Annotated in this window: 6 protein-coding genes; all 6 read right to left on the reverse strand. The window is 32.2% G+C overall.

Going from position 1 to position 26435, the window contains the following annotated elements:
* Positions 1-346 precede the first annotated feature (346 nt).
* The 6 genes from M014_RS0103870 to M014_RS0103895 all read right to left on the reverse strand — a co-directional run bounded on the left by M014_RS0103870 (position 347) and on the right by M014_RS0103895 (position 26431).
* Entirely contained in the window at positions 347-1600 is a 1254-nt protein-coding gene (locus tag M014_RS0103870) for an MFS transporter (protein WP_026590540.1), read from the reverse strand.
* A gap of 108 nt (positions 1601-1708) precedes the next feature.
* On the reverse strand, positions 1709-2464 hold the full coding sequence (locus M014_RS0103875) for a ParB N-terminal domain-containing protein (RefSeq protein WP_026590541.1): 756 nt from the start codon (positions 2462-2464) through the stop codon (positions 1709-1711).
* Positions 2465-2525: 61 nt separating this feature from the next.
* Positions 2526-3233 (reverse strand): 4'-phosphopantetheinyl transferase family protein, encoded by a 708-nt coding sequence (locus M014_RS0103880; protein ID WP_026590542.1) that lies wholly within the window; start codon positions 3231-3233, stop codon positions 2526-2528.
* 81 nt (positions 3234-3314) lie between these two features.
* A complete protein-coding gene (locus tag M014_RS0103885) occupies positions 3315-5597 on the reverse strand; it encodes a M28 family peptidase (protein ID WP_026590543.1) in 2283 nt (760 codons plus the stop codon).
* Positions 5598-5700: 103 nt separating this feature from the next.
* Positions 5701-16944, reverse strand: coding sequence for a non-ribosomal peptide synthetase (locus M014_RS0103890; protein WP_026590544.1), 11244 nt, complete (start codon positions 16942-16944; stop codon positions 5701-5703).
* Positions 16945-16954: 10 nt separating this feature from the next.
* Entirely contained in the window at positions 16955-26431 is a 9477-nt protein-coding gene (locus tag M014_RS0103895; protein ID WP_026590545.1) for a non-ribosomal peptide synthetase, read from the reverse strand.
* Positions 26432-26435: the final 4 nt, after the last annotated feature.

Raw genomic sequence — 26435 nt, forward strand, 5'->3', positions numbered from 1 at the left:
TTATCACAGTCTTCTCTCCTATACAAGGTCTCTTTTTAATTATTCCCCGCATCATTTTTTTTCTAATCAAATTTTTAACATATATCGAGTAATTGACGAGTCAAAAGGTACGGCTTGTCCAAAGCAAATTTACCTCATGAGTAAAGTGAAACTTTACTCATGAGGTAATTCCCCTACCGATTATTAGCCCTCATCCATCTGATTTTTACAGCCAATTCATGCGGGATACAGTTCGTTTTTCATACTAATCACATCCTATTTTAAATGATTAGTATGAGAATCAACAAGTTTAAAAGATGCTCAGCCCTCAAAAGTCAGAAGAATCAAGTAAATGTAGAATAACAAATTAATTTACATCGGAAGAGTGATTAACTTCCACTTTATTATTCCTTAAACTCATTATCGGAATCATGACTAAAATACCTATAATAAAAAAGATGGCAGAGAATTGATAAATGGTGAATAGAGAAAACTGCTCTTTTAATAGACCAGAAATACTCATACTAATTACCATAGTCCCTGTAAATAATGGTGTCAGAATTCCATTTACGCGGCCCACAAAATTTTCTTCGGTGTTGTTTAAAATGATTGTATTTATCCCAATAAGCAACCCGGGTGTGAATAAACCTATTATGAATTGAGTAATTAGGGTGACCCAGAACACTGTAGATGATCCTAACATAAAAATCCCTACAGTCATGATCGTCATTCCCACCATTATAATCTTTTGTGGCACGATTTTGCTTGAAAAAATCATGACAATAACTCCACCTATAATCATAGCTGCTCCATCAACAGCAAAAAGCCACTGTAGATATTCTTTATCTAAATGAAGCCTCTCAGTTATTAAAAAGATGGATAACGGTCTTATTAACCCTAAACCTAAGCCCGCAACCATAAAAACAAATCCTAAAGTCCTTAATATTTGATGAACCCAAACATATTTGAAGCCAACTTTCATGTCCATCCAAACTGAGGATTCCTGGTCAGTTATGGAAATGTTTTGATCTTTTGGTATGAACATCAATGTCATGGCAGACAATAAAAACATCATTCCCACTAATGCCATTGAAACATGGATACCAAACTGTTCAAATATAAATGTACCTAAAATCGGGCCGAATATCATGAAAGAAGATATTATAGTTTGAAATAATGACATTCCTTTCTGCATTTGTTCTTCACTCAAGTGCTTCTTAAACAACTTCATCGATAAAGGCTGTGAAAACTGAGATAGAGTCGCTGAAATGAAAGTAACAAAGAACACAACCTTCCAAGTAGTATAAATAAGGGTAATTAATATTAAAAACACTGATAATGCACTTAGAAGATCACACCATATCATCGTTCGCTTTGGTTTCCAACGATCTGCAAAGGCACCACCAATAAATGAGAATATAAATATCGGAAGGAATTCTGCAACCGATATAAGTGACACGGCAAATGCATCTCCATCAGTCACTGACACAACAAATAATAAAATAGCAAAATTCCTAATCCAAATACCTATTTGCATAAAACAACTAGCAATTAGAATGACCAGAATGAAACGATTTCTTAAAAGTGAAGTTGCAGACGAATTTGTTTTTTCTAATGGCATAAAGCACCTCTTAATTTTATTTACAAATTATTTGTTAACAACAGGTTAAGGTATAATTTCCTCACATAGAACACAATCATTTGAATGTTTCTTTTTAATATTCAGAAATTAATTGATGCATACCACTGGAAAATCACATACCTGAAATCCGCACGTTTTTTCGTAAAAACATATCCACTCCGCTTCTTCTCCGTTTTCTAAGAGGGAAAGAGGCACTTCTAAGTTTAAAACTTTATAAGGAATTTTAAATCTCGACAAACCAGGTGGCATTAAGTTTCCTTTTAATGCATTATTTATAATCGTCTCTAAGCTTATGCCACTATATTGAACCCATGATTCATTTTGAGGCATTGTACTTTGGCGATAAAATCGATTAACTCCATAAGAATGGTATATATCTTGAATAGAAGTAAAGATATCGTTAATGTTTTGATTCTTCACCCTCATAATACTCTCAGAATCTTTACATTTATACTCCGCAATCGTTACACCAACGTTTAAATGAATAGTATCAGATAATTGAGGTTTCCAGTTAGAATCACCAATTACATGATACCAATAATCTAAAACGATTGAATCCTGGCTTACAATTTGAATAGGTGCCCTTTTATAACCTAATCCTTTTAGTGACGCTAATCTATGATGTCCATCCAGAACGATGAATTTATCATCATACTTGATACAAGGAATAGTATGTTTTACGAAGCCACTATCTTTTATCCCCTCAGAAACTGTTTTGATTTTTTTTAAATCTACTTCTTCGTGTGGTATCAATTTATCAATATCAACTACAGCTAATTCAATCTTGTGATTATTACATAGAAATGAGTGTACATATTCAGATTCTCTCATTAAATTAACCATTATATTATTCCTCCTGTAATCAACATACTAATTTTTTGACGTTACTTCAGAATGAAATAACTTACTTTATTAAATCTTTCCAACAGATTTTTTTTGATATAAATGTATGTTTGATGCCTTCTGCATTTTTAACTGCTACTGATGCTACATAGTCCTTCATTGGCGAATAAGTAAAATAGTTAAAGTCTTCTGCAGTATTTTCATCTAATTGATACGGTACACGAAACGATAATGGTGACAGTGAAAATCCTAACCCTTTCGCTTTAACTAACGCCTCTTTTCTTGTCCACAAATGGAAAAACCTAATTAACTTCGTTTCATATGATGACCCTGCATTTATATACTTTATTTCATCTGGTACGAACACTTGAGGCATAACCTCTAAAAAATCGTATGTAATGTTTTCTACATCTACTCCTATTTGATCCATATAACCAATTACGCATATAACTAGTCCTTCAGTATGTGATAAGTTAAAATGTAACGATTCTTTTTCATTGTGCATACATTGTTTCTTTAAAAATAGTTTTCCATATTTATTTTTCATGATTTCAACTTCACTTATAGGTATATCTAATTCTTTGCTAATTAATTGTTTAATTAGTAAACGGCCTATAATAAATTCTATTTTTTTGTGGTCAACTTTATAATTTTTATATACTTTAAGTTCTTCATCACTTAATATTGATAAACTTTCTTCAAATTCTTCCAAAGACAAATTACTAGGTAAGTGAACTTCATAAATTAAAATCTCTCTTCTCATTTTCATTTACACTTCTACCTTTTTAATTATTTTAAGTTCATTTGATTATAACAACCTCTTTTAACATGATTCATATACCGTTGTAATCTATTTCCAAGACCAACCTTCTAATGTATGTTCGAAATTAAATCCTCTTTCTTTATCCCAATTAATGTTATTCAGGTGAACAAATGTCATATAGCCAGGCCACGCTTGCATAATATTATCTTGTGTTATCTTAGGAGTAGTTATCATATGATCAAAATTCATCCCTAAAATTCTAACATTTTTATTAACTGCTCCACTTTCGTATTTAGCTTCTAAATGAATATCTTTAGTATTCCATATACGTAATAAAATCTTATCTTCCAACAAACTTTTGGATAACTTCTCCTTGTCAATTAAAGTCTCATTTATAGTAATTGAGTCTAGTGCATCTCCATCTTCTATTAATAAAAACAGAGCATTATAATCATTGTTAGAAATAGTTAACTGCAATTTTGTTTGGCTAAGAGTTTTTCCATCCACTTTCAAATTTGATGACGAGAAGCTCTCTTTTATTGGTGAGAGTTTATACGTCTCCTCTACTCCAAAAAACATTGACTCTTTCACATCTCTACTGTTATTAAAGATCTTTTTTTGCCAATCATCTAATTCTGTCTGGTCAGTCATCCAATAGTTCCCACCATTAATATCTCTATATAGATACAATGAGCTAGGTCGAGGCTCTGCTGAACTAAACTCGGTAGTCAAAAGAACTTTAATCGACAAAATGATTAAGATGACTAAAGCTGATAGAGCTGAAATTGAAATGGTACTCCTATTAGATCGGTTATTAACCAAAAGATAAGTCACAAAAAGCACGGGCATAATAAATATAAATACTGGAGCAATTTTAGGAACTGCAATATAGATAACTCGGAATGTATACACAGTAAATAAAATTGGAATTAACGATATAGCTAAAAATATTAGACAACGTTTTATAGAACTAATTCCGGGAAGCAAATCTGAGATGAAGAATGGAACGGCGAAAAGAAAAATCGGCAGCACCAGTGTTGGAAATATGAAATGACTCACTACTGAACTGATAAATAAAACGATTAAAACACCCACGGAAAATACAGGAGTTTTTTTATTTACTTTGAGAACATACAAAGCAATTAACACAATTAGTAAAGCAAACACACCCAAGCTTATTGAAAATAAATCATTATTCAATGGAAGCAATCTCCAGGAATCAAATAAATACTGATTAAACCATTTAAAAACCTGTATGTACAATAAACCACTTCCAACTGTCAATCCAATCACAATAATTGGCATTAAAACATCTAACACTTTAATACTTTTATTTTTGTAGATAACAATTCCTAGAAATAGTAGTATTGATGCGATACATATTAAATTTATCCATTTCCCATAAAAAATCACAAAACCAGGGAGCAATGTCCATGAAAGCTGATCGACATCTTCATTTAAAGTCATTTCTCTATCTTTGAGTAGATTTATAAAGAGTTTTAAGTTTGAATACTGCATAAATGCTGTACTATGATCGATATTCTCAAATTCATCATTTATATTATGATAATTTCCAAACCCTTCAATGAACGCTAAATTAAATCCTATCTGAATGTCATTTTTGAAAACTGTAAAATCTGAATTAAAAGGTAAGAGTTTATAAGCTTCACTAAAAAAGGATGAAGTAACCGCAAAGTCTGATTGATGAGCGTACTCTTTTACAATCCCTATTGATTGATTTGTGGTTTCAAAAAGAAAAGGTATTCCACTACTCCCTCTCCCTTCCAGGTTGATAACGCTTTGAATATTATATTCAGCAAAATGATTTTCATAAAACGCTTTTGCTCCTAGAAGACCAATTTCTTCTCCGTCAGTAAATAAAAATAAAATATTATTGTTAGGAGTTTTTTCTTTTGATTGTTCAATAGCAGTTTGTAGCATATTCGCAACTGCTATTCCATTATCTCCGGCTCCGTTTGAAGATGGGACAGAATCATAATGTCCGACAATTAAAATTGAATTATCTGTTTTCCCCTTAATCGTTGCAAGAATATTAGAAGGTGTTCCAGTGTCCAGTGGCGGACCGAACTCCGAATGCTCAACGAAGGAATTTAATTCTGCGACCTTTATACCTTCGTCTTTTAACGTTTTCTTAATAAATTTTCTTGTTTCTTCGTTTCCCTTAGTTCCTATTGGGCGGACAAATTGTGTCATCTTATCAAGATATTGAAGAGCAGCTTTTTTCTCATATTCAGGATTTACAGGGGCTTTTCCAATATCTTTGGTCAAATGAAATACAGATCCCCAAATTAATAAAAGAATTAAGATAAACAAAATACTCATTATGCTTTTGTTTTTAAGGCTTTCCATAATAATTATCCTCTTAATTTTCAGTCTTTTTTTGGTTAAAGAGGAAATATGAATGTATCCATATCCCCTCTTTATGAAGTAAAATTCGTAGAATCAAAGTATATTAGACTAATAAACCTTTTTTACTACTTTTAATAATATTTAATAATAGGTTGATGTTGTCTTTCATGTAAGGTTCAAAGAACATATCAGAATGACTACCGAATCCCTGATTGATATTTAGAGTATCTTTCCCTAAAATATCTTTCCACTGAGCTATTACCTTTTCTTTTTCAGCAGATTCATCATAACTATCTTGAGAAACCCAGTACACTTCCGAATAAATGCTTCTCATGTTTTGCTCATTGTAAAAATAATTTGCAAATGCAAGCCTTTTATTATATGCAACATCAATCATATTTGGATTATCATTTATCCAATTTGCTAGCTCTGACACTTGATTTAGCCCATTATTTATGTCCTCATTTACTTCTTTTATAATTTCATCTTCACTTGTCTGATGTTGAATTTGTGTCCTTGAGTCGAACATAATAACTTTTCCATTTGATGAATATACCCTCTCTAAGTAGGCCGCTACTTCTAAAGCGAGATTTCCACCAGCAGAGTACCCCATAAGAATCCATTCTTTTTGATTACTCATGTTATAAATATATTCTGCATATTTTTCTATTCTGTCTTGATCTTCAATAAAATCAAATAAATGAAGATTACCTGACTTCATATATTTTGGGATATCATTATAAATTAGACCCCAACCTGCAATCGGTGGAAAAGAAAATAGATTGTATTCATCAGTTATATTAAATGTAGTTACTGGTACAACATCACTATTATCCGTTTTCAAACTCTTTGCAATTCCCATGATTGTAGGTTCTAATACGATTTCTCTAAAGGTTAACAACCTACCTGTTTCACGCTCTAAGTTGGCTATTAAAGAAATAATTGTTAATGAATTAGCCCCTAACGAGAATACATTGTCACTTCTATAAATCATCATATCTTCCAGTTTTAAAATCTTCCTTACTAGTTGAGCTACTTTCTTTTCATTTTCAGTAACTAACTCTTCTTTGGAACTATTTATTGTGACCTCTTGTAACGAGTGTCTATCCACTTTACCATTTGAATTTAAAGGTAATTTTTGCAGTACTTCCAAAAAGTCTGGAACCATATAATAAGGAAGCTTCTCGTTTAAAAAGCGTTGAATATCTCTTTTCAGCTCCAATGTATCAGCATGCTTAGACTGAACATACCCTACTAGTAACTGTTCATTATTAATACTTTGCACTTTTACAACCGCATCACTGACTAATGGATGTTCCGATAAGGTGTGCTCTATTTCCCCTAGTTCAATACGATACCCTCGAATTTTTATTTGATAATCCTTCCTACCGAAAAATTCAATTGTGCCATCTTCCCGCCATCTTCCAATGTCGCCAGTTTTGTATAGTACTCGATCATGTGAACTCTTAGAATACGGATTTTGAATAAAGCTTACCTCTGTTTTAGCTTGATCATTTATATATCCTTTTCCTACACAAATTCCTGCAACATATATCTCACCTTTTAGTCCTACAGGTCTTTTTTGTAATTCTTCATCTAGAATATACAGACTACTATTTACAATTGGCTTACCAATTGGAACCGGATCTTCCTTAGGTGCTTCATACATAATGTGATGAGCAATATCATCAGATGCTTCGGTCGGACCATAGGCATTGACTACTGGTATGGTATGATGCTCAAACCATTTTGTTAGTGTCGCTGTCTTTACTGGCTCCCCCGTTACCAATAAGAATCTTAGATCATTTAACTTCAAATCAAATTCGTTTAAATAATCCGCAAGAATATTAAGATATGAAGGTACAACTTCCAAATGAGTGACTTTCTCGTTATTTAAAACATTTATAAAATATTTTAAGTTTTGCTGTTCTGACTTCTTAATTATTCTCGTTGTTCCCCCGGTGCAGAGTGCCATAAAAAATTGAAATACAGATATATCAAAACAATGTGAAGCATTTTGTACCACTACAGAATCTTCGTTACATGACAATAGTTCAATTTTTGCCATGATGTGGTTTAACATTCCTAAGTGCTCAACCATTGCTCCTTTTGGTTTTCCAGTTGAGCCAGAGGTGAATATAACGTAAGCTAATTGCCTTGAATCAATATCCATATTAAAGCGCTCTTTCTCCAAGTCTTTAACAGGAATTTCATCTACTTTTATAACATTGGCATTTATGTCTTTCACTTCAAGTGGGGTATCGTCATTACTAACCGTCAGAATAGTCCCGCAATTCGCTCGTTTTAAAATATCATTCATTCGGTCAGATGGTATATCCAGCTCGATTGGAAGATATGCCAGTCCGGCACTCCAAGCTCCTAATATGGAGGCTACCATCCAAGGCGAACGGTCCATCATAATTGCAACAATTGATTCTTTTGGCATATTAGCTTCCCTTAAGGAAATCGCGATTCTATTAGACATGTGATATAGCTTCTCGTAACTCCAAGTTTCATCTTCAAAAACAATAGCTGGTTTAAGCGGATTTTTCTCCGCTTGTTGCATAACGATTTCCGGAACAGTATATTCTGGTAACTGTAAATGATGATCTGTAAATTGTTCCAGCTGCCTTTCTTCTATAGCACTAGTTATTGACAAGTTTGATAAACTTTCTTGGCAGTTGTTCATCATAAAATTTAAAATTGTTTTGTAATGGTCAATCATTCTCGTGATTGTATTTTCTTTGAATAAATCTGTTGAATAGATGAATTTTAGTTGATAAAATTCATCATTTGGCATAACTACTAATTCTAAATCCATCAAAGTAGTATTATCCCCGTTATCCATAATAGAATAGCCTTTAACTTTATCATCTAATCCTTGATTGTCGAAATCATTAAAACTAAAGAGAATATCAAAAAGCGGATTACGGTTTAAGGCTCTATCTACATTTAATTCTTCCAAAATTAATTCATATGGAAAGTGTTGATGCTCGAGAACTTTTTCTATCTCTGAAAACACTTCCTTTAATGTGTCCTTTACATTTTTCCTTGCATCCAGAGAGTAATTTAGTGGCAGCGTGTTAATAAACACCCCATACAAATCACTAAATTCTGCTCTTAATCGATTTGAGAAAGGACTTCCAACAATAACTTCTTTACTATTCGAGTACTTATTTAATAGAATATAAAATCCTGTTAAGAAAAAAGTATAAGGAGTAATCTCTAGTTTACGGCATAATTCACTTACGTCCTCACGTTTATACAAGAAATTATCCTTGATGGAACTTCCTTTATAAGAGCTCTCTTGTGGTCTCTTATAATCATAAGGTAGGTCTAACTTCACAACACCATTTTGAAATTTGCTATTCCAGAAACTTTTAGCATCTTCAAATTTTCCCTCTGTAAGATACTGATTCTCTAATAATGCATAGTGAATATATTCATATTTTTGTTTTTCATAATCTCCACTATAGTAATGTTGATATAAATCTTCTAGAAAGCTAACAATAGATAAGCCATCCATGACAATATGATGAAAATCAAAAATCACGTAATTTACATCTGAATCCTTTAGATGACCTACTCTGATTAAAGGACCTTCTTCAAGATTGAAAGGTTTTATAAATTCTTTGAAAGAACTATTTATGTCCTTTCTTTTCTCTAATATTTGAATTGGCACTGAAACATGTTCAATTACTTTTTGCTGAACACTATGGTTATCTGATTTAAAGATTGTTCTAAAAACACTATTGTTATTAGCAATGAAAGATAAAGACTTTTCAAACTTTTCGCGATTGAAGTCCCCTTCAAATTTTATTATAACGGGAAGATTATATGCCAGAGACTCCGGTTCCATAGAGTGTAATAGGTACATTCTTTTTTGACTTGTTGAAGTTTGATACCAAATATTCTCTTGGATCGGTTCGCTTGAGATTACTTCAAGCTCTTTAGACTCTATTTCTTTTGAAATCATTTCAATCGTTTTCAATCTAAAAATATCGCTTAGAAGTAAGGATGAATTCATCTTATCGTTTATTCCTTTTAATAAACTTACCGCCTTTAGACTATGCCCTCCAAGATCAAAGAAAGAATCATCAATACTCATCTCATTTACTAAAAGCTCTTCCTTCCAAATTTCAAGTAACTTTTCCTGAATAGAATTTTCAGGTTTTCTAAGTTGAGTGTTACCCCTACTCTTTTTATTAAGAATACTTTGACTAAAAAATTCGTGTTGTAATCTATTATTTGAATAGATCAGTGGTAAATAATATTTTCGATGTAACAAGCTTTCAAATTTAGGGATGTTTATCTCCCAATCTGATAACCTCAGTAAATCAACATCTTTTTCAAACTCATAACCTAAGTAATCCCAATTGTTATAGAATTTATATTGGCTCGATGATGCATGTAAACCAATCATTTCTTTACTTACTGTATTTGTTTCGAAATTACCTAAATGAAAGCTCGGACTTATAACATGAATATTTCCAAAGTTATTTCCTTTTACATTTTTCTTTGAAATGATTTCGAAACTATACTTCTTTATTATCAAACTTTTAAAAGCTCCTGTTGCATTACGTTGTTCTTTTCCTCCTAGAGCTAAAAGAAATTGACTCAATACATTTGGATCAGCGGTTGATAATAAAAGCATTGCTTTTTCCTTACTCACGTTCTGTTGCACAGATCCTACTTCTAAGAATTCAATTAACCCAAAGCCTGGTACAGAATAGAATTGTACTCTTGCATTATCAAACAATATAGCAGGCTCTGGCTTCGTTACTTCTTCGATTTGAGTTAAGTTATTTTCTTTCAATATAGTTGGAATTTCATTTAAATTATTTATTTCAAAACAGATATGGTAAGGACTCTCTCCTCTACTTTCAAGGAAGCTGTTCACTCTACTATCTGGGCCAGTTGAACTAATTAATTCGAGTGTTGGTGCACTCTTATGTTCTAAAAGAGCTAATTCTGCTTTTTGTATTGGATCATAAACTTTTTTTATGCATTTATAGCCTATACTTTCAAATTCCATAATTTTAGATTCAATGTTCCATACTGAAATACCGATATGATTATACATAAACTGATTTGTTTTATTTTCATTTTTAACTTCCTCTGGAAAGTCCTGTTCATAAAATACATTTATAAAATTTGATGAAAGGTTTTCTTCAGCATCTAGTAAAAACGAGCCATCTTGTTGTAAATCTGTTAATTGGTTTAAAAAGCTTTGAATTGGTTTATTTTTCTCTGTCGGAATAAATTTCCCAGATACCCTTTTCAATTTAAGTTCTTTTGCCAACTTCTTAAGGCACTCCATTGCTGCAAATTCAACATTTCTACCTAGCGCTCGGCAGCTTAATAAAAATGTATCAATGAACAGTTCATCTTCCTTCACTTCAAAAAATACAACGCCTACAAGACCATAGTCACCAAATTTGTCTCTTAGTTTTATCACTCTTATGTTCTCATGATTTAACTTTAAAATTTCTGCTTCTGATCGCCTCATTGTAGTTAGATTAAATTGGTTTGTTCTATATGTTAACTGAGATACACGAGCTAACTCTTCAGGTTTCATCTTATGGAATGACATTTCTAGGTTAAGCAACTTCAAGAAATCTTCTGTACTTTCTTTACTTTCATAAACTTTTTTCCGCTCTTTTTCTGCTCTGTATAATTCGCTTCTGTTACCCTCGTTACTAACTGACAATTGTATATCAAATGCCCAACTATTTTTGAGTAAAGGTACAATCAAGGAATGCGGTTCAGGCACTTGAATTGTATGAACAGATGGCAGATTATTCATAACTTCAAGACACTCCATATGAGAATCATCTAGAAAAATAAAACTATCGATACCTAAATTCAACTCTTTAGCCATAGATAATAAATTATCTGATTTACGTGACCAATTTATTCTCCAAGCAACAAAATCTTCTTGCTTTAACACCATCTCACGATTTTGTTTAAAAGTATCTAAAACGTCCTTCTCATTATTTTTTGTACATAATACAAGAAGAAAACCTTTATTTTTCAAATCCAATAAGAATTGTTGAAGATGTCGATGAGAATCTTCAATTTTAACTCCAGTTGGGCCATCCTCTCCGCATACACCGTTCCATAGTGTATTATCACAATCTACTGCGATGACTTTAAACTTTTTTTGATAGAATGATACAATTTCACGCGCTAAACACATACCAATGGATGTAAATGCTGTGTCTGTATACGGTATATGGGCAATATCGTCCGTTGTTTCATCAAACATGTCTAAAATTTCGTATTCATTTTCAATTTTAGTTAAATCTAATATTCTTACTGAAGGTAACTCCTTTAGTTGATCACAAATTGTTCCATATATATGATTAATTTCATTTGTTAAACCTTCCGATAATTCATAATTAGAAATAGGTAATAACACTACGTTTAGCTTCCCTTTAGGTTTAGCTGACTTAATAGCCTCAATATATTTTTGTCCTAAGGACTTAATGATCTCTAATTGTTCTTTCTCATCATCCAAATCTCGAATCCAGTCCTCAGCTCTTTGACATACAAATGTGACACCATCATTTTGATTCATCGAGCTTTCTGAGTCATATAACTCTTGAAACACTTGATTATATGGTCCAAAAGTAATATTCGGATTCACAGCAAAGTTTTTGCTCCAAAAAGAGATTGAATCTGCAACATTATCGAAAGTAAATGAACTTGATATATACACTGGTACTTCAACCATGTTTGCTTTTCTTTTTGAGCTAAGTAGTAAACTGTTTTCTGTTGAAAGTGGCGCAACTCTAGCAAGTGCTACGTCTAATTCAGCCTCTTCTACATTCAAAAAATTATGATACAAATCTACAAATACTTGTAGTGTATGTTCAGAAAATAAAGCCGAATCATATTCCACTAAAAACTTAAACTGTTCCTCTCTAGGAAAAACATCTACTTTTAAATCTAGTTTATTATTACCATGTTCAATACTTAATTCTTCTCCCTGAAATAACTCAGATGACATTTGTGCTGGGGGCACTTCATTATGAAAAATAAACATAGTATCAAATAGTGGATTTCGGTTAAATTCCCCACTCCATTCACTTTGTTCAACAATATGTGAAAACGGTACATTATGATTTTCATAACACATTAATAAATCGTTGGTTGTGTTTATAATTAAATCTTTAAAACTTAATTTCTCATTAAAATCTAGTTTAATTGGTAGATAATTCATAAACAAACCAATCATATTTTCAATTTGATCGTCATCCCTTCCAGAAATAAGGCTTCCAATGAAGAATTTTTCTGAATTAGAAAGACGGTTTATTACAGCTGAGAAAGTTGCGAACAAAATAAAATGGTCTGTTATTGCAGGTAAGTTTAAGAAATTTTTAATTCTGTTCACGGCTTTTTTATCAATGGAAAACTCTAATGTTTTACCAATCGATTGTTTAGTAATAGATCGATTTCGCTCTATAGGTAAATCAAGTTCAAAGTACTCTTTAGAAACATATTCCTTCCAAAATAGTTCCTGATTACGAAATGAACCCTTCTCTAACTCTTGATTAAGCCAATGAGCGTAATCTTTATATTGAACATTCGGAACCTCAATTACTCCTCCGTTATATCTCTCAAATAAGTTTTTAAAGAACGTTACGAGTGACGTTCCATCACAAATAATATGGTGAAAATCAAAGAAAATTGCCTGTCTTTCATTTTCTAGATTTATAAGTGCACATCGAAATAATGGACCTTTTTCCAAGTTAAATGGCTGGATGAGGTTTTTCAACATTTCATTAACTTTAGTTGCTTCACAATTATATTCTTCGATCGTTATTTGAATATTCTCTTTCACCTTTTGTACAAACTCACCATTTTCCTCAGTAAAAATTGTTCTCAAGATTTCATTAGCTTGTACTAACTCATTCACACTTTCTTCCATTTTCACTTTATCTAATTTCTTATACAGAATTTGACTCATTGGCATATTGTATGAAGTATTTTGTTTATCTTTAGATTGCACAACATAAATCTGCTTCTGAATAGGAGTCATACGTACCTCTTTTAGATCATAAGGAATAATTGTGTTATTCTTATTAAAATTATGCACTACATCTGCAGCCTCTAACTTTAATGCTAGTGTTCTAACGCTCGGTGATGTAAATACTTCCGAAATTTTCAATTTAATTCCATACTTAGTGTTGATTTTTGAAATCAAATTAATGCTCTTTAAAGAGTCTCCACCATACTCAAAGAAGTTAGAGTCGATTCCAATAGCATTGTTATTTAAGATATCTTGAAAAATAGTTAATAACTCTTTTTCAAGAATGGTTCCTGGTTTTTCCGAAATTGTTATTGGCTCATTCTCGCGATCTATAGTAGATAATTTTTGATAATCCACTTTCCCATTAACTGTCAATGGCACTTCTTCAATTGCTACAAAAAATTTAGGTACCATAAATGAAGGCAAATAACTCTCTAAATGAAACTTTAAATGCGAAAGATTGTTCTGCGGAAAATCCCCCTTTACATATGCAATAATAAAGTTTTCATCGAATGCATCTTTTTCAACTGTAACAACAGATTCGATTACATCATCATGCCTGTCTAGGACGTTCTTAATTTCTCCTATTTCAACACGATTCCCTCGAATTTTAACTTGCGAATCTTTTCTTCCAATGAAAACTAAGTTGCCATCTGGCAACATAGAAACATGGTCACCAGTCTTAAAATATTTTTCTTTTTTTCCTGTCTCGTCAGTTAAATAGATGAAGCTCTTTTCTGTAAGGTCGACATTATTGTAATAGCCAAAAGTTACTCCTATACCACCAATGTATAACTCACCAATAGATAAAGGGCCTACATCCTCTAATTTGTCATCTAGAACTCTCAATTTATAGTTCCGCCAAGCATGCCCCATTGAAAACTCTCTATCAATTATTGAATTCTTCTCACCCTTATAGGTTGAAGTCGTTGTAGTAATAGAAACCTCTGATGGTCCATACGTATTAATTAATTCTGGACTTTCCCCACTTGTTAATTTGTTCCATAACCCTAAAACTTTTGGTGAGATTCTTTGACCAGACAAAGTAATAATTCGAATACAATTTGGCAAATCTATGTTTTCGCTTGTTAAAAAAATAACCCATTTCTCCCAATAGGCAGCTGGTATTCCAATTACTGATATTTTATGATCCTCAATAAATGAATTGAAATCGACAAATGATTCCATTGCCTCTTCATTTCTAACTATAACCGTACCGCCAATCGTTAAAACTGGCATAATTTCCTCTAGGGTAGCATCAAACCCTAAAGCAGAAAAATGAATGGATGTATCGCTAGAAGTTAAATTAAACTCTTCAACAGTATCATAATTATGATTTAATAAACCTAAATGCGTCCCGTGAATACCTTTTGGAGCCCCTGTTGTACCTGACGTAAAAATAATATAAGCACCCATGTTTTCTTCTAATTGATAGTTTGATACAAGATATTGATCATATTTATAATCCAGGAAATTTACCGTATCTAAGTTTAAAACCTGCTTTTCATCAAATGTATTTAAACAGAGGTTTTCATAACAATCTGAAGTTAAGATTGTCTTCGCGCCACTAATTTCCAACATCATTCTTACACGTTCAATTGGGTACTTTGGATCAATTAATACGAACTTCCCTCTCGCTTTTAATATTCCATATATAGAAGCGATAAAATTCACTCCGCGATCCATGTAAACGGCGCAAACTTCTTCCTTCTGAAACTTCCTCTCTAACAAGAGAGCTGAAATACCACTAGCTTTTTCGTTAAGCTCCTCATAAGTAATCGACTGATTATTATGAACAACAGCTGTAGCTAAAGGTGTTTTTTCTGCTTGCCTCTCAAATAAACGCTGTACAGGAATTAACGGACGCTCACTATGTGGATGAATATGAATTTTATTTACTACTTCTTCAAGCTGTGACGTATTAAAAATCTTTACTTCACCAATAGATGTATCTAAAGATTCCATCATTTCCATCAAAACTTTTTCAAATGTATTAAGAATATAATGAGCACTCTCTTCTTCAAGGAAATCCTGTCTATAATGAAAATCAATATAGTATTCTGTAGATTTCTCTGAAATTGATAATGTAAAATCAACTTGTGATTCTTCTGCTTTATTTTTTAAAGGTGTAATATCAAACTCAAGATTTTTGGTTTTTACTTCTGGAAAATTGTTAAATGAAAACAATCCATTAAACAGTTCATAGTTCCTATCATTAAAAAATGCTTTCCTATTTGCGATGATTTCATTTAATCCTGCATTCTGATGTCTAAAGACTGTTAAACATGTATCTTTTACAGAATGAAGTAAATCCTTAACCTCAATATCTTTGTTTCCTTCTATCACAATAGGGAGTGTATTTGTAAAATATCCTACCTCTCTTTCTAATTCCGGAAATAATCTCCCCGCAGTAGGTGTTCCTACACATATTTTTTCTGAACCCGTAAATTTATGGTACATAATATAAAAAGCAGCTAAGAAATATTGATAAGGCGTAATAGCATGTTCTTTGCAAAAATTATTAATTTTCACATTTGCCTCTGGAGATAACTTCAATGAATTTAACCTTGATTTAAACGATAATGTCCCCGTATTGTGTAATAGACCCGGAAACCTAATTGGATTAATAGGTTCTACCAATTTACTCTCCCAGTATTCCATATCTTTGTTCAGCGCTTCTTTATAACTCTCATTCTGCTTATAAAACAAATAGTCAACAAAATTTCGATTTGGTTTAGCCCCAGTGTTTAAACCGTAATAATATTTCATGATTTCTTCTAAAAAGATATTAATAGACCAACCATCGGAGATAATGTGATGAAAAGATATTCCCATCGTAAAGCCTTTACTACCATCGTTTACTAGAATCACTCTAGCTAAAGGCCCAGCCTCTAAATCAAATGGTTCTTCACATAGATTTTTACAAAGAACTAGACTATTTATATTTGTTGAAGGCTTAATAACACTAAAGGTAACTTTCCCTTCGGTAGAAAGCCTGATTTCTGGATTATCATTATTTTTTACAAAGTTCATTTTAAAAGCTTCAAAGGAAGAAGCTGTAGCACTTACAGCCTCTTCTAATTTTTCAAGATTTATATCCCCAGAAATTTTGAAGAAATCCATTAAATGAAAAACTGTGCTCTGAGGATCATCCTCCCAAAATATCCACATTCTTTTTTGCTCGCTAGACAATGGGATATGCTCAAAATTTGAAGGTCTTTCCGGTAATGAATTTATACTTACACGCTTGTTTCCTCCTTTGAGAGCATTTAAAAGCTTAAGTTTGTTATTTGAAAGGCTACTGTTAGTCATTATTTCGCACCTACCCATTAATTTTCTCTAAGTAAAGTATTGCTTCTTCTTCGGAAAGAGATTCTATAAATGTAATTAAGTCGCTTTCTATTAATCTAGACATTTGTTTTAATCTTCTGTTAACAAATAAGTTTTCTATAGACACTTTCAATCCAAATTGTTCTTCTATTCGACTGACTAATTGAACTGCTTTTAGAGAATTGCCCCCTAATTCAAAGAAATCACTATTTAATTTAGGTTTTCTTCCTAATAGTTCTTCCCAAATATCTACTAAAACGAAATCAATTTCATTTAGATCTTCTTCCACTTCCAATTCCAATTCATTTCTTGTTTGTGTGACCAAATTCATTAATTTTTTTTGATCAATTTTTTTATTTGAAGTTAGAGGTATCTCATCAATCATTATTATTTGATTCGGTAACATATATAACGGACAGCTTTTAGCTAATCTTGTTTGGATATTAGATTTAACCATGCTTTCATCTTCGGAGCTGACAACAAAAGCATATATACTTTTGTCATCTTCGCAATCTGCGATACATACGCACCGAGCTACAAACTCTGATTCAGCGATTAAACTCTCTATCTCTCCAAGCTCTACTCTATTTCCCCTAATCTTAACTTGACGATCTGATCTGCCAATATAAATAATTTCATTTTCTTCATTCATCCAGCCCATATCTCCTGTCCTAAAGAGAGGGATACTGTGTGTATCATCAAATGTAAATACTTGATAGTTATCGACTGAATCATAATTTAAATATCCGTCTGTAATGTAATTACTTATAATGCATATTTCACCTATTTCTCCCGAGCTGCATATTCTCATCGACTTATCATTTACAATAATCGGAAGTACTCCTGGAATAGCCTTTCCTAAACCTCTAAAGTTTAGCGTATTATGAGCTAATTCTTTTAGCATTATTCCTTGCGGCGTTTCTGTACATCCGTAAAAACTGAAAATTCTAGTTGTTGAATTATTCTGTTTTATTTTCTCGTACACACTTCTATTTAAACTTTCTCCACCGGTAAAGATAAAATCTAAGTCTCTATAGGTTTGTTTGTCGGAAAAGATTAGTTTGCAATAGCTTGGTGTTGTATGGACAACATTGATTTTCTCTTTCATTAACCACTGAATAATGTTATCTGCATCTAAAAGATTCATTCCATCCGGCACACACAATACTCCACCACTACATAACGGAGTAAACATATCTCTATAAATAGGGTCATGTGAGAGCCCTGATAGCATAGAAAATGAAGTACCTAAACCAAAATCAAATTCCTCTATATACCAATTAACAAAGTGAGTTAACGCTCCATGATTCCCTTGAATTGCTTTAGGATCTCCTGTTGTACCCGAAGTAAAGTTAATATAACAAGCCGTGTCAAAGCAAATTTCATAATCTAAACTTTCTTTGTCTCTGCTGTAGCTATTATTAATAATTTCATCAATATGCTGTATATTAACCTCGCTACTTTCAATTTGATGGTCACAACAATTAATTAAGAGTTTTGGGTTAGCTATACTTATTTTCTTTGTTAATAGTTCTTGTGGATGTTCACTATCCAAGATGATGAAAGGATTCCTAGATTCCATAGCAGCAAGGCAAATAATCGGTAAATATTTATTTCTATTCGAATAAATTGCAACTCTTTCATTCGGTTTCAACTTCATCTTTAAATAGGATGTAATCTTTTCTTTCAAGTCATAGCAATATTGATACGAATAAGATTGTCCATGACTCTTAATAGCAATTTGATTAGGGTATTCACGAGCTACTCTATTAAATTTTTCAAATAGCGGTACTTCAAACTTTTTATCTAGCATATCTGTATAATTTAAAACTTGTTCTTGAGAAGATAGACTTGCATTTAAAGTATTCTCAATATTATTTACTAGCAGATTAAAGTACTGTTGAGATATTAGTTTCGCCCTGTTTTCTGTGAATTTATTTCCATCAAATACCGAAAAGATTGTAAGCTGATTTTTCTTTTCTTGAACATAAAAAGTGACATCGAATTTCGAATCAATTTCAGGCACAAATTCTGACTCCTCAATGGCCAAGTTTCCTTTTGAAAGCACTTCGCTCTTCTTTAAATCTGGGAATGCAAGCATATTAAAGAAAAGGCTGAATAATGGTGATTCCCCAAAAGTTCTATCCGGTAAAATTCTTTCTACTATTTTCTCAAACGGAATCGAGCTATTTTCAATCGCTTCCGTAACACTTTCTTCAACCATGGTTAAAATGGATTGGAACGATACCTCTTCATTTACCGATATTTTTATAGGCAATGTATTTATGAAACATCCAATCATATCCTCAAATTCAGACCGCTCTCTTCCTGCAATAGGAATACCTATGGTTAAATCTTCGTTCTTTGTTAATAAGCGTACCAAATGGAAGAAGTTAGCTAACAAAATATTGAATAAACTAACTCTTTTCTCCTGGGACAATTTATATAAATCCGCCATGATTCTTGGATTTATGTCCTGTTTCAACAAAATAGAAGATGTATTAACTTCTCTGTTATGATCAAAGCTACTCTCTAATAACGTACTCTCAGGATTATCCCCTAATTTTTGCGCCCAATAATCTAGTTGCGGCTGAAATTTCCCACTCTCATACATATCCTTTTGCCATTTCGCGTAGTCATAATACTGTAAACTGCTATTTATCTTATATTCATCTAATGTTAATTTTTGTTCTTTTTCTAGAAGATTACACATCACTTCTTTTATGATTAGGTTAATTGACCACCCATCAGCTATTAAATGACTGAATAAAGCAATGAGTACAAAATCATCTTTCTCTCTTTTCATTAATGTAAATTTCATTAAAGGACCATTTTCCAAATCAAATACATACTTAGTTTTCAAGCTAATTAAATTAGATATCTCTACAGGATCGTTTTGTTCTACGTAATCTAACTCCACATGCATTTCATCTGCTATATGAATTTTCGGGTCTCCATTTTCAAAAGATAGAGTAGTTCGTAAAACATCAAACTTTGAAACCATCGTATTTATTGCATTTTTTAAATCCTCTTTTATTAAATTACCCTTAATATTAAATACACCCGGTATATTAAACATTGTAGTATTTTGATTCACATACTCATAAAACGCCATTCTCTCTTGTGAATATGAAAGAATCGGGTGATTGTTGTGCTCAAATTTTTGAAGCCCAGGTACACTAACCTGTAATTCTTCGCTTCTATCAATAACCTGAGCTAAATCTTTAAGTATTGGGTTTTCAAATATTTGTCTAAGTGTAATTTTTTTGTTGAATGTATTCTCTAATTTGTTTAACATTTGCACAGCTAAAAGACTATGACCACCTAAGCCAAAAAATTCACTTGTTCTTCCTACATCTCTACCAACTAATTCTTTCCAAATGTTCGCTAATTTCTCTTCCGTATCACTAAAGTTTTTATCTAGAATCTCCTCTTTTAAAATAGGTTTTGGCAGCAACTTCCTGTCAATTTTCCCATTCTTATTTATTGGAAATTCTTCTACTTCTATCATCACAACCGGAATCATATAAGAAGGTAAATATGAGCTCAGGTATGCTTTAACTTCTTCATTACTTACTAAGTTATTGCACGAGTAATATAAAGCTAGATTCGCTTCTCCCGAATCACCCTCGAAGCCAACTACTAAACAGTTATTTATCTTTTCGTTATTCAATAAAACATTTTCAATCTCATTCAATTCGATCCGATAACCTCTTACTTTCACCTGAAAATCTAAACGACTTAAGAATTCTAAATCGCCATCCTCATTAATCCTTACTAGGTCACCAGTTTTATAAAATCTATTTTTTTCTCCGTTAAAAGGATTATCTAAAAATGCCTTTTTAGTTTCTAGCGGAGCATTAATATACCCTCTACCAACTCCAATTCCAGAGACGTATAATTCACCTGGTACCCCTCTAGGAAGTAATTTCATATTATTGTCTAGTACGTAAAGGTTCATATTCGCAACAGGCTTCCCTACGGGAACATGACTCACAATATCTTCAAATTTCTCTTCGGACCAATAATGTGTCACATCATCTGAGCACTCAGTTGGTCCGTAAGCATTAACAATCGGAATATTCCCAAAATTATGATGCCATCTATTTACAAGGTCAGGCGGTAGTGTTTCTCCAGTTACAACCAACATTCTTAACTGATCACATGTTTTCAAGATAGAGAGAGAATCGAGATCATCTAAAATGAAACGAAGTAAAGTTGGAACAACCTCCAAAATCGTGATATTCTTTTCTAATACTTGTTGTAACAATTCTCTTGAATTCTTGGCAGTATCATCTGATACAATGTGACAGTATCCTCCCACCAAAACGGTAGAGAAAAATTGCCATACTGAAATATCGAAACATTGCGAAGCATTTTCAACAATTCTATCTTGATTACTAATTTTAAAATCGTGTATTTTAGCAAATAAATGATTTAGCATACCTATTTGTTCAATCATTGCCCCTTTAGGCTTACCTGTTGAGCCTGAAGTAAAAATGATATAAGCTAAATCGTTCATTTTTAATTTTCTAACCGGTTCAATGTTAGGAACATGAATCGTCTCATTAATATTAACCATTCTATTAATTTCTTCCATTAACGGTAACGAGCTTAATGATAGATTGTTTACCGCAATGGTATCTGTTTCTGACTGCCTTATAATATCTTTAATTCTTTCAGCTGGATAATTCACCTCAAGTGGAATATAAGATCTTCCAGCTTTCCAAATAGATAGTATTGTTTTTACAAAATCAATACTTCTATCCATATATATTAGTACAGGTGTTGGTGTATCCTCTGGTTGAACAAAAGACCTTGAAAGCAAATCCGTTTCATACTTTAGCTCAGCATAAGTAATCGTTCCATTATCATCAGAAAATGCAACTTTATTTGGTACACGCATTGCCCATTGATCAATGATTTCATTAATAGACTGATTGAAAGGAAATTCAAGTTTATTGTTATTAAAGTCATGTAGTAGAAATTGCTTTTCTTTTTCACTAATAATATCTATATCATCTAGCTTTATATCTTCCATACAAATGATACGTAACATGTTTTGGAAGTTTTCTATAAAACGTTCTATAAAGTTTGCATGGAATAAATCTGTACAATACTCTAAATTAAATTGAAACTCTTCATTTTTCTCTTCTGCAATTAATGAAAGATCGAACTTAGAAGTATAATTTTCAATAAAAATAGGTTCAAGCTCTAACTCTCCCATTCTCATTTCACTTAACGGTGCATTTTGTAACGTAAATAAAGTTTGAAAAAGTGGTGTTCTACTTAGATCTCTACTATCGTTATATTCCTGTAATAATAGTTCCATTGGTACATCTTGATTCTCATAAACGTTCAAGAAATCCCTCTGAATGTTTTCGATTAATTTATGGAACGACATACTTTCATCAAACTGAATAGGTATAGGCAACACATTTACAAAATAGCCAATAAGCTTTTCAAAATAAACATTTTCTCTATTTGCAAATGGAACACCAATAACAAATTCTTCCTGTCTACTATACTTTTGCAGCATTAAACTATATGCTGCAAATAGAATATTAAATTCTGTCGTTTTTAAGTATTGCGCTTTTCTTTTAACAGCTTTACAAATATCCTTTCCAGAAGAAAAAAGAACGTGCTTTCCTTTAAAGGACATTTCTTTTGGTCTCGGAAATGATGTAGGCATTTTTAAAACCGGGAGTTCTTCTGGGAATTTACTCTTCCACCAATCTAACTTGGATTGAATGGAATTTTTCTCAATCCTTTTTCTTTGTAAATTAGAGTATACTTTGTAAGGATACTTTATTTCATCAACCTGTATGCTTGTATTAGAATCTTCTTCATAGAAATGTTTTAGTTCCTCTAATAAGACTCCCATAGACCACCCATCACAAACTGTATGATGAATTGAGAAAGTGAGATAATTCTCTCTTTCGTTTACTTGTAATAACTTCGCCCTTAGCAGCGGCGAATGACTCAGATCAAAAGGAATATTACCAAACTCCCTGGAAACATCCTCTATATATTGATTCACATCACAATCTGGTTGCACGCTTTCCTGGTCAATGTGCAACTCAACTGTATTTTCTTCTATAATAACGTTACCTTCGTCACTTTGCTTAAACGCATAACCAAACACAGTATGTCTATTCACAATGGTATTTAGAGAACTTGTCAGTCTATCTATATTTAATTTCCCGGAAATTTTTATCGTAAAGACAATGTTATAGAATGGATTGTTGGGTTCAAGTTGATCCAATAACCACAAACGCTCTTGTCCCATACTAGGAAGGTTCTCTAACAAACTTTGTTCATCTAAAATACTTTCATCTCTAGTATGGCTTGACTTAACTATATTAGAGAATTGTTCAAAAACGGGTGCTTCAAACAACTCTTTTAATGTCAAACTTACTTTGAATTTTTCATTTATTTTATTAACTAACTGCGCAGCAAGTATTGAATTGCCACCCACTTCAAAAAAATTCATCTTGTGATTGATGTCTGCACGTCCTAAAATATCACTCCATACAGCTGAGATTTCCTTATCTATACCATAAAAAACTTGCATATTACTCGCTGTATTTAGTTCTTTTCTTTTTTGAAGAAAAATTTCTTCTAGCTTTTTCTCTTCAACTTTGCCATTTCGATTAATTGGTATCTCATCTACTCTAATAAAATAAGCTGGAATCATATACGATGGTAATTTATCTGCAAGATGCTGTTTAACAGATTGAACATCAATCTCTACACTATTTTTATAAAACGCACATAGCTCTAATCTATCACTTGTACTTTTAACACCTAAAACTGTAACAAAAGCATGATTAATTAAAGTACCTATATTTTTCTCAATTTCTTCTTTTTGAATACGATAACCCCTGATTTTTATTTGGCTATCCTTTCTTCCCACGTAATATACATTTCCGTTATCATCGTAGAATCCATAATCCCCGGTTTTATATATACGCTTGCCCAGGAAACCTTCTTTTATAAACTTTGAATCTGTTAACTTACTATCATTTAAATATTCTTCTGCAAGGCCTGTACCACTTAATATAATCTCTCCTATTGTATATGGTGGGAGGATCATATTGTATTTGTTTAACACATAAGTAAACATTCCCTTAATGGATTGCCCCATACTCGTCTTATTTGCATAAGAAGAATCTAATGTTAATTCGCAGATATTGCTACCAACAGTGGCTTCAGTTGGCCCATATTCGTTAATCAATTTAGATAAAGGCAACAACCTCTTGAACTTTCGAATGAGATCATCATTAATATTTTCTCCACCCGCAACAACACATATTTTTTTACTTGCTAAAGTTTGAGAATCTATTGATTCAAATAAAATTTCTAAGTGTGCAGGTGTACACTTTAGTAAAAGTGGTTCTTTTACGTTTCGAATATATGAAACGAATCCATCTAAACCTTGCCTTACTTCAATGAATTCTACTCTTCCACCATTTATAAGTTGTGGAAAAACGCTTGTTATTGTTAAATCAAAGGATAATGACGTATGGACTACAGCAAGACGATTATCATTTATACAATAGTTATTTACGCAATGATCTAAATAATTTCCTAACGCATTTTGAGAAATAATGACACCCTTTGGTACTCCTGTAGAACCCGATGTAAACAGAACATAAGCCGGATTTTTTGCAATTTTTCTCTTAACAAGAACGTTATGATCAAATTCACAATTTAAATCTATAATTTTTTCATGCTTTAAATTGAGCGAATCCAATTCTATTTTCTCCGAGTTATAAATTATACAACTACAATTTGCTGCGTTTAAAATTTGTTGCATACGTTCTGATGGCAATGATAAATCAAGAGGGATGTATGTACAATCATTTCTCCAGCAACCTAACACTGAAGAGATAAATGCAGGCTCTCTATCAGTAATAATTGCAATCTTCGAACCTGGAGCGATTCCTTTGCTAATGAGTTCACCTAGTATTAAGTCTGCTTGCTCACTAAGGTCACTATATGTATAATTAACGCCTTTATATTTTGTAAAGACTAATTGACTATGTTTTAATATCGCACCTTCCAACATAGCATGAGCATTAAAAATAGAATCCGTTTCTCTTACTGGATTAATTTTTTCATAATGGCTATCGAAATCACTTAGAGAATAAGGTGAAATGTTTACTATTTCAGCATCTGGCTTTCTCAGATAGCGATTAAGCAAAATAAAAAAGGTAGATAAAAATGTCTCTGCAAATTTCCTATCATATTTTTGTAATGAGTATTCCAATCCAATAGATAATCCATCATTATCTTTATCAACGATAATGGTCATATCTTTCTTTGCCAACGGTCCATATGTTTTATGCAGTTTACAGATCGAGTCATTAAATAAATTTTCTGAAATAGATGTATCTTGAAATAGAAACATGAAGTCAGAAAAAGGTGAGTAATCTTCAATATACTCTGAACTAGCAAAGTGATTGACTATTTCTTCATATGGTAGCGATTGATTTTCATTTAACTTTTGAGATAGTTGATGTACCTCTTGCACTAAATCATTAAAGCTTTTGCTACCAGCCTTAATCTTTAACGGTAATACATTTGCGAAGAACCCCATCATGTTCATCAGATCACTACTAACTCTTCCAGAACCTACTGTTTCTAATACAATTTCATTTTCCCCTGAAAAATATGACAAAGTTCCGATATATGTAGTTAACAATACTGAAAATAAAGAGGCACCATTTTTCTGAATAAAATTATTCATCTGTTCCTTTGTCTTATGGTCCACTTTCAGTTCATGATAACCACCAGAAAAGTTGATAAGTGATTTATCATTTGCAGGATAATCAATATCTGTTTTCTCATATCCATCTGCGAACATACCATCCCAAAACTCTTTAACTCTCTCTCTTTCACCATTATTAAGCCACTCTACTTGCCACTGTGCGAAATCTGCATACTGAACTTCTATTTCATCTGGTTGATAACAGGTTCCTTTTGAATATGCATTATATGCTTGTGACAGCTCCTTTAAAAATAGTTCAAGCGACCAACCATCTACAATAATATGATGGAATACGAATATTACTCTGTGAACATTATTTTTAAAATGGATAACTTTCCACCTAAATAAAGGAGCTGTATGGAAATCAAAAACTGGCAAGAATATTTCATTGTATTCATCAGAATATACTTTTTCCGAAAATTCCAATTGACTAAACTCTCTTGATTCTCCATGTATTTCAATATCTTCGTGGATAAATTGTACTACTTCTCCATTTATCTCTTTTAACGATGTCCTCAATGGCTCATGTCGTTTAACTAGAGTTTTAATTGCTTCTTTAAAAGCATTTTCATGAAACGCTCCGCTCATTTCAAATTCTAAGGGAACATGATATAGTTGCGTCTTAGCGTATTTTTGCTCGAAATACCATAACCTTTGTTGGGCTTTCGAAGCAGACATCTGAAAAATATCATTCAAAATA

The organism is Bacillus sp. UNC437CL72CviS29 (assembly GCF_000482345.1).
Classification (GTDB): Bacteria; Bacillota; Bacilli; order Bacillales; family Bacillaceae_G; genus Bacillus_A; species Bacillus_A arachidis.

What these genes read in the sequence shown, in the direction of transcription:
- M014_RS0103890 (WP_026590544.1), bottom strand. Translation starts at nt 16,944, where the DNA reads ATGACTAACAGTAGCCTTTCAAATAACAAACTTAAGCTTTTAAATGCT.
- M014_RS0103885 (WP_026590543.1), bottom strand. Translation starts at nt 5,597, where the DNA reads ATGGAAAGCCTTAAAAACAAAAGCATAATGAGTATTTTGTTTATCTTA.
- M014_RS0103875 (WP_026590541.1), bottom strand. Translation starts at nt 2,464, where the DNA reads ATGGTTAATTTAATGAGAGAATCTGAATATGTACACTCATTTCTATGT.
- M014_RS0103880 (WP_026590542.1), bottom strand. Translation starts at nt 3,233, where the DNA reads ATGAAAATGAGAAGAGAGATTTTAATTTATGAAGTTCACTTACCTAGT.
- M014_RS0103870 (WP_026590540.1), bottom strand. Translation starts at nt 1,600, where the DNA reads ATGCCATTAGAAAAAACAAATTCGTCTGCAACTTCACTTTTAAGAAAT.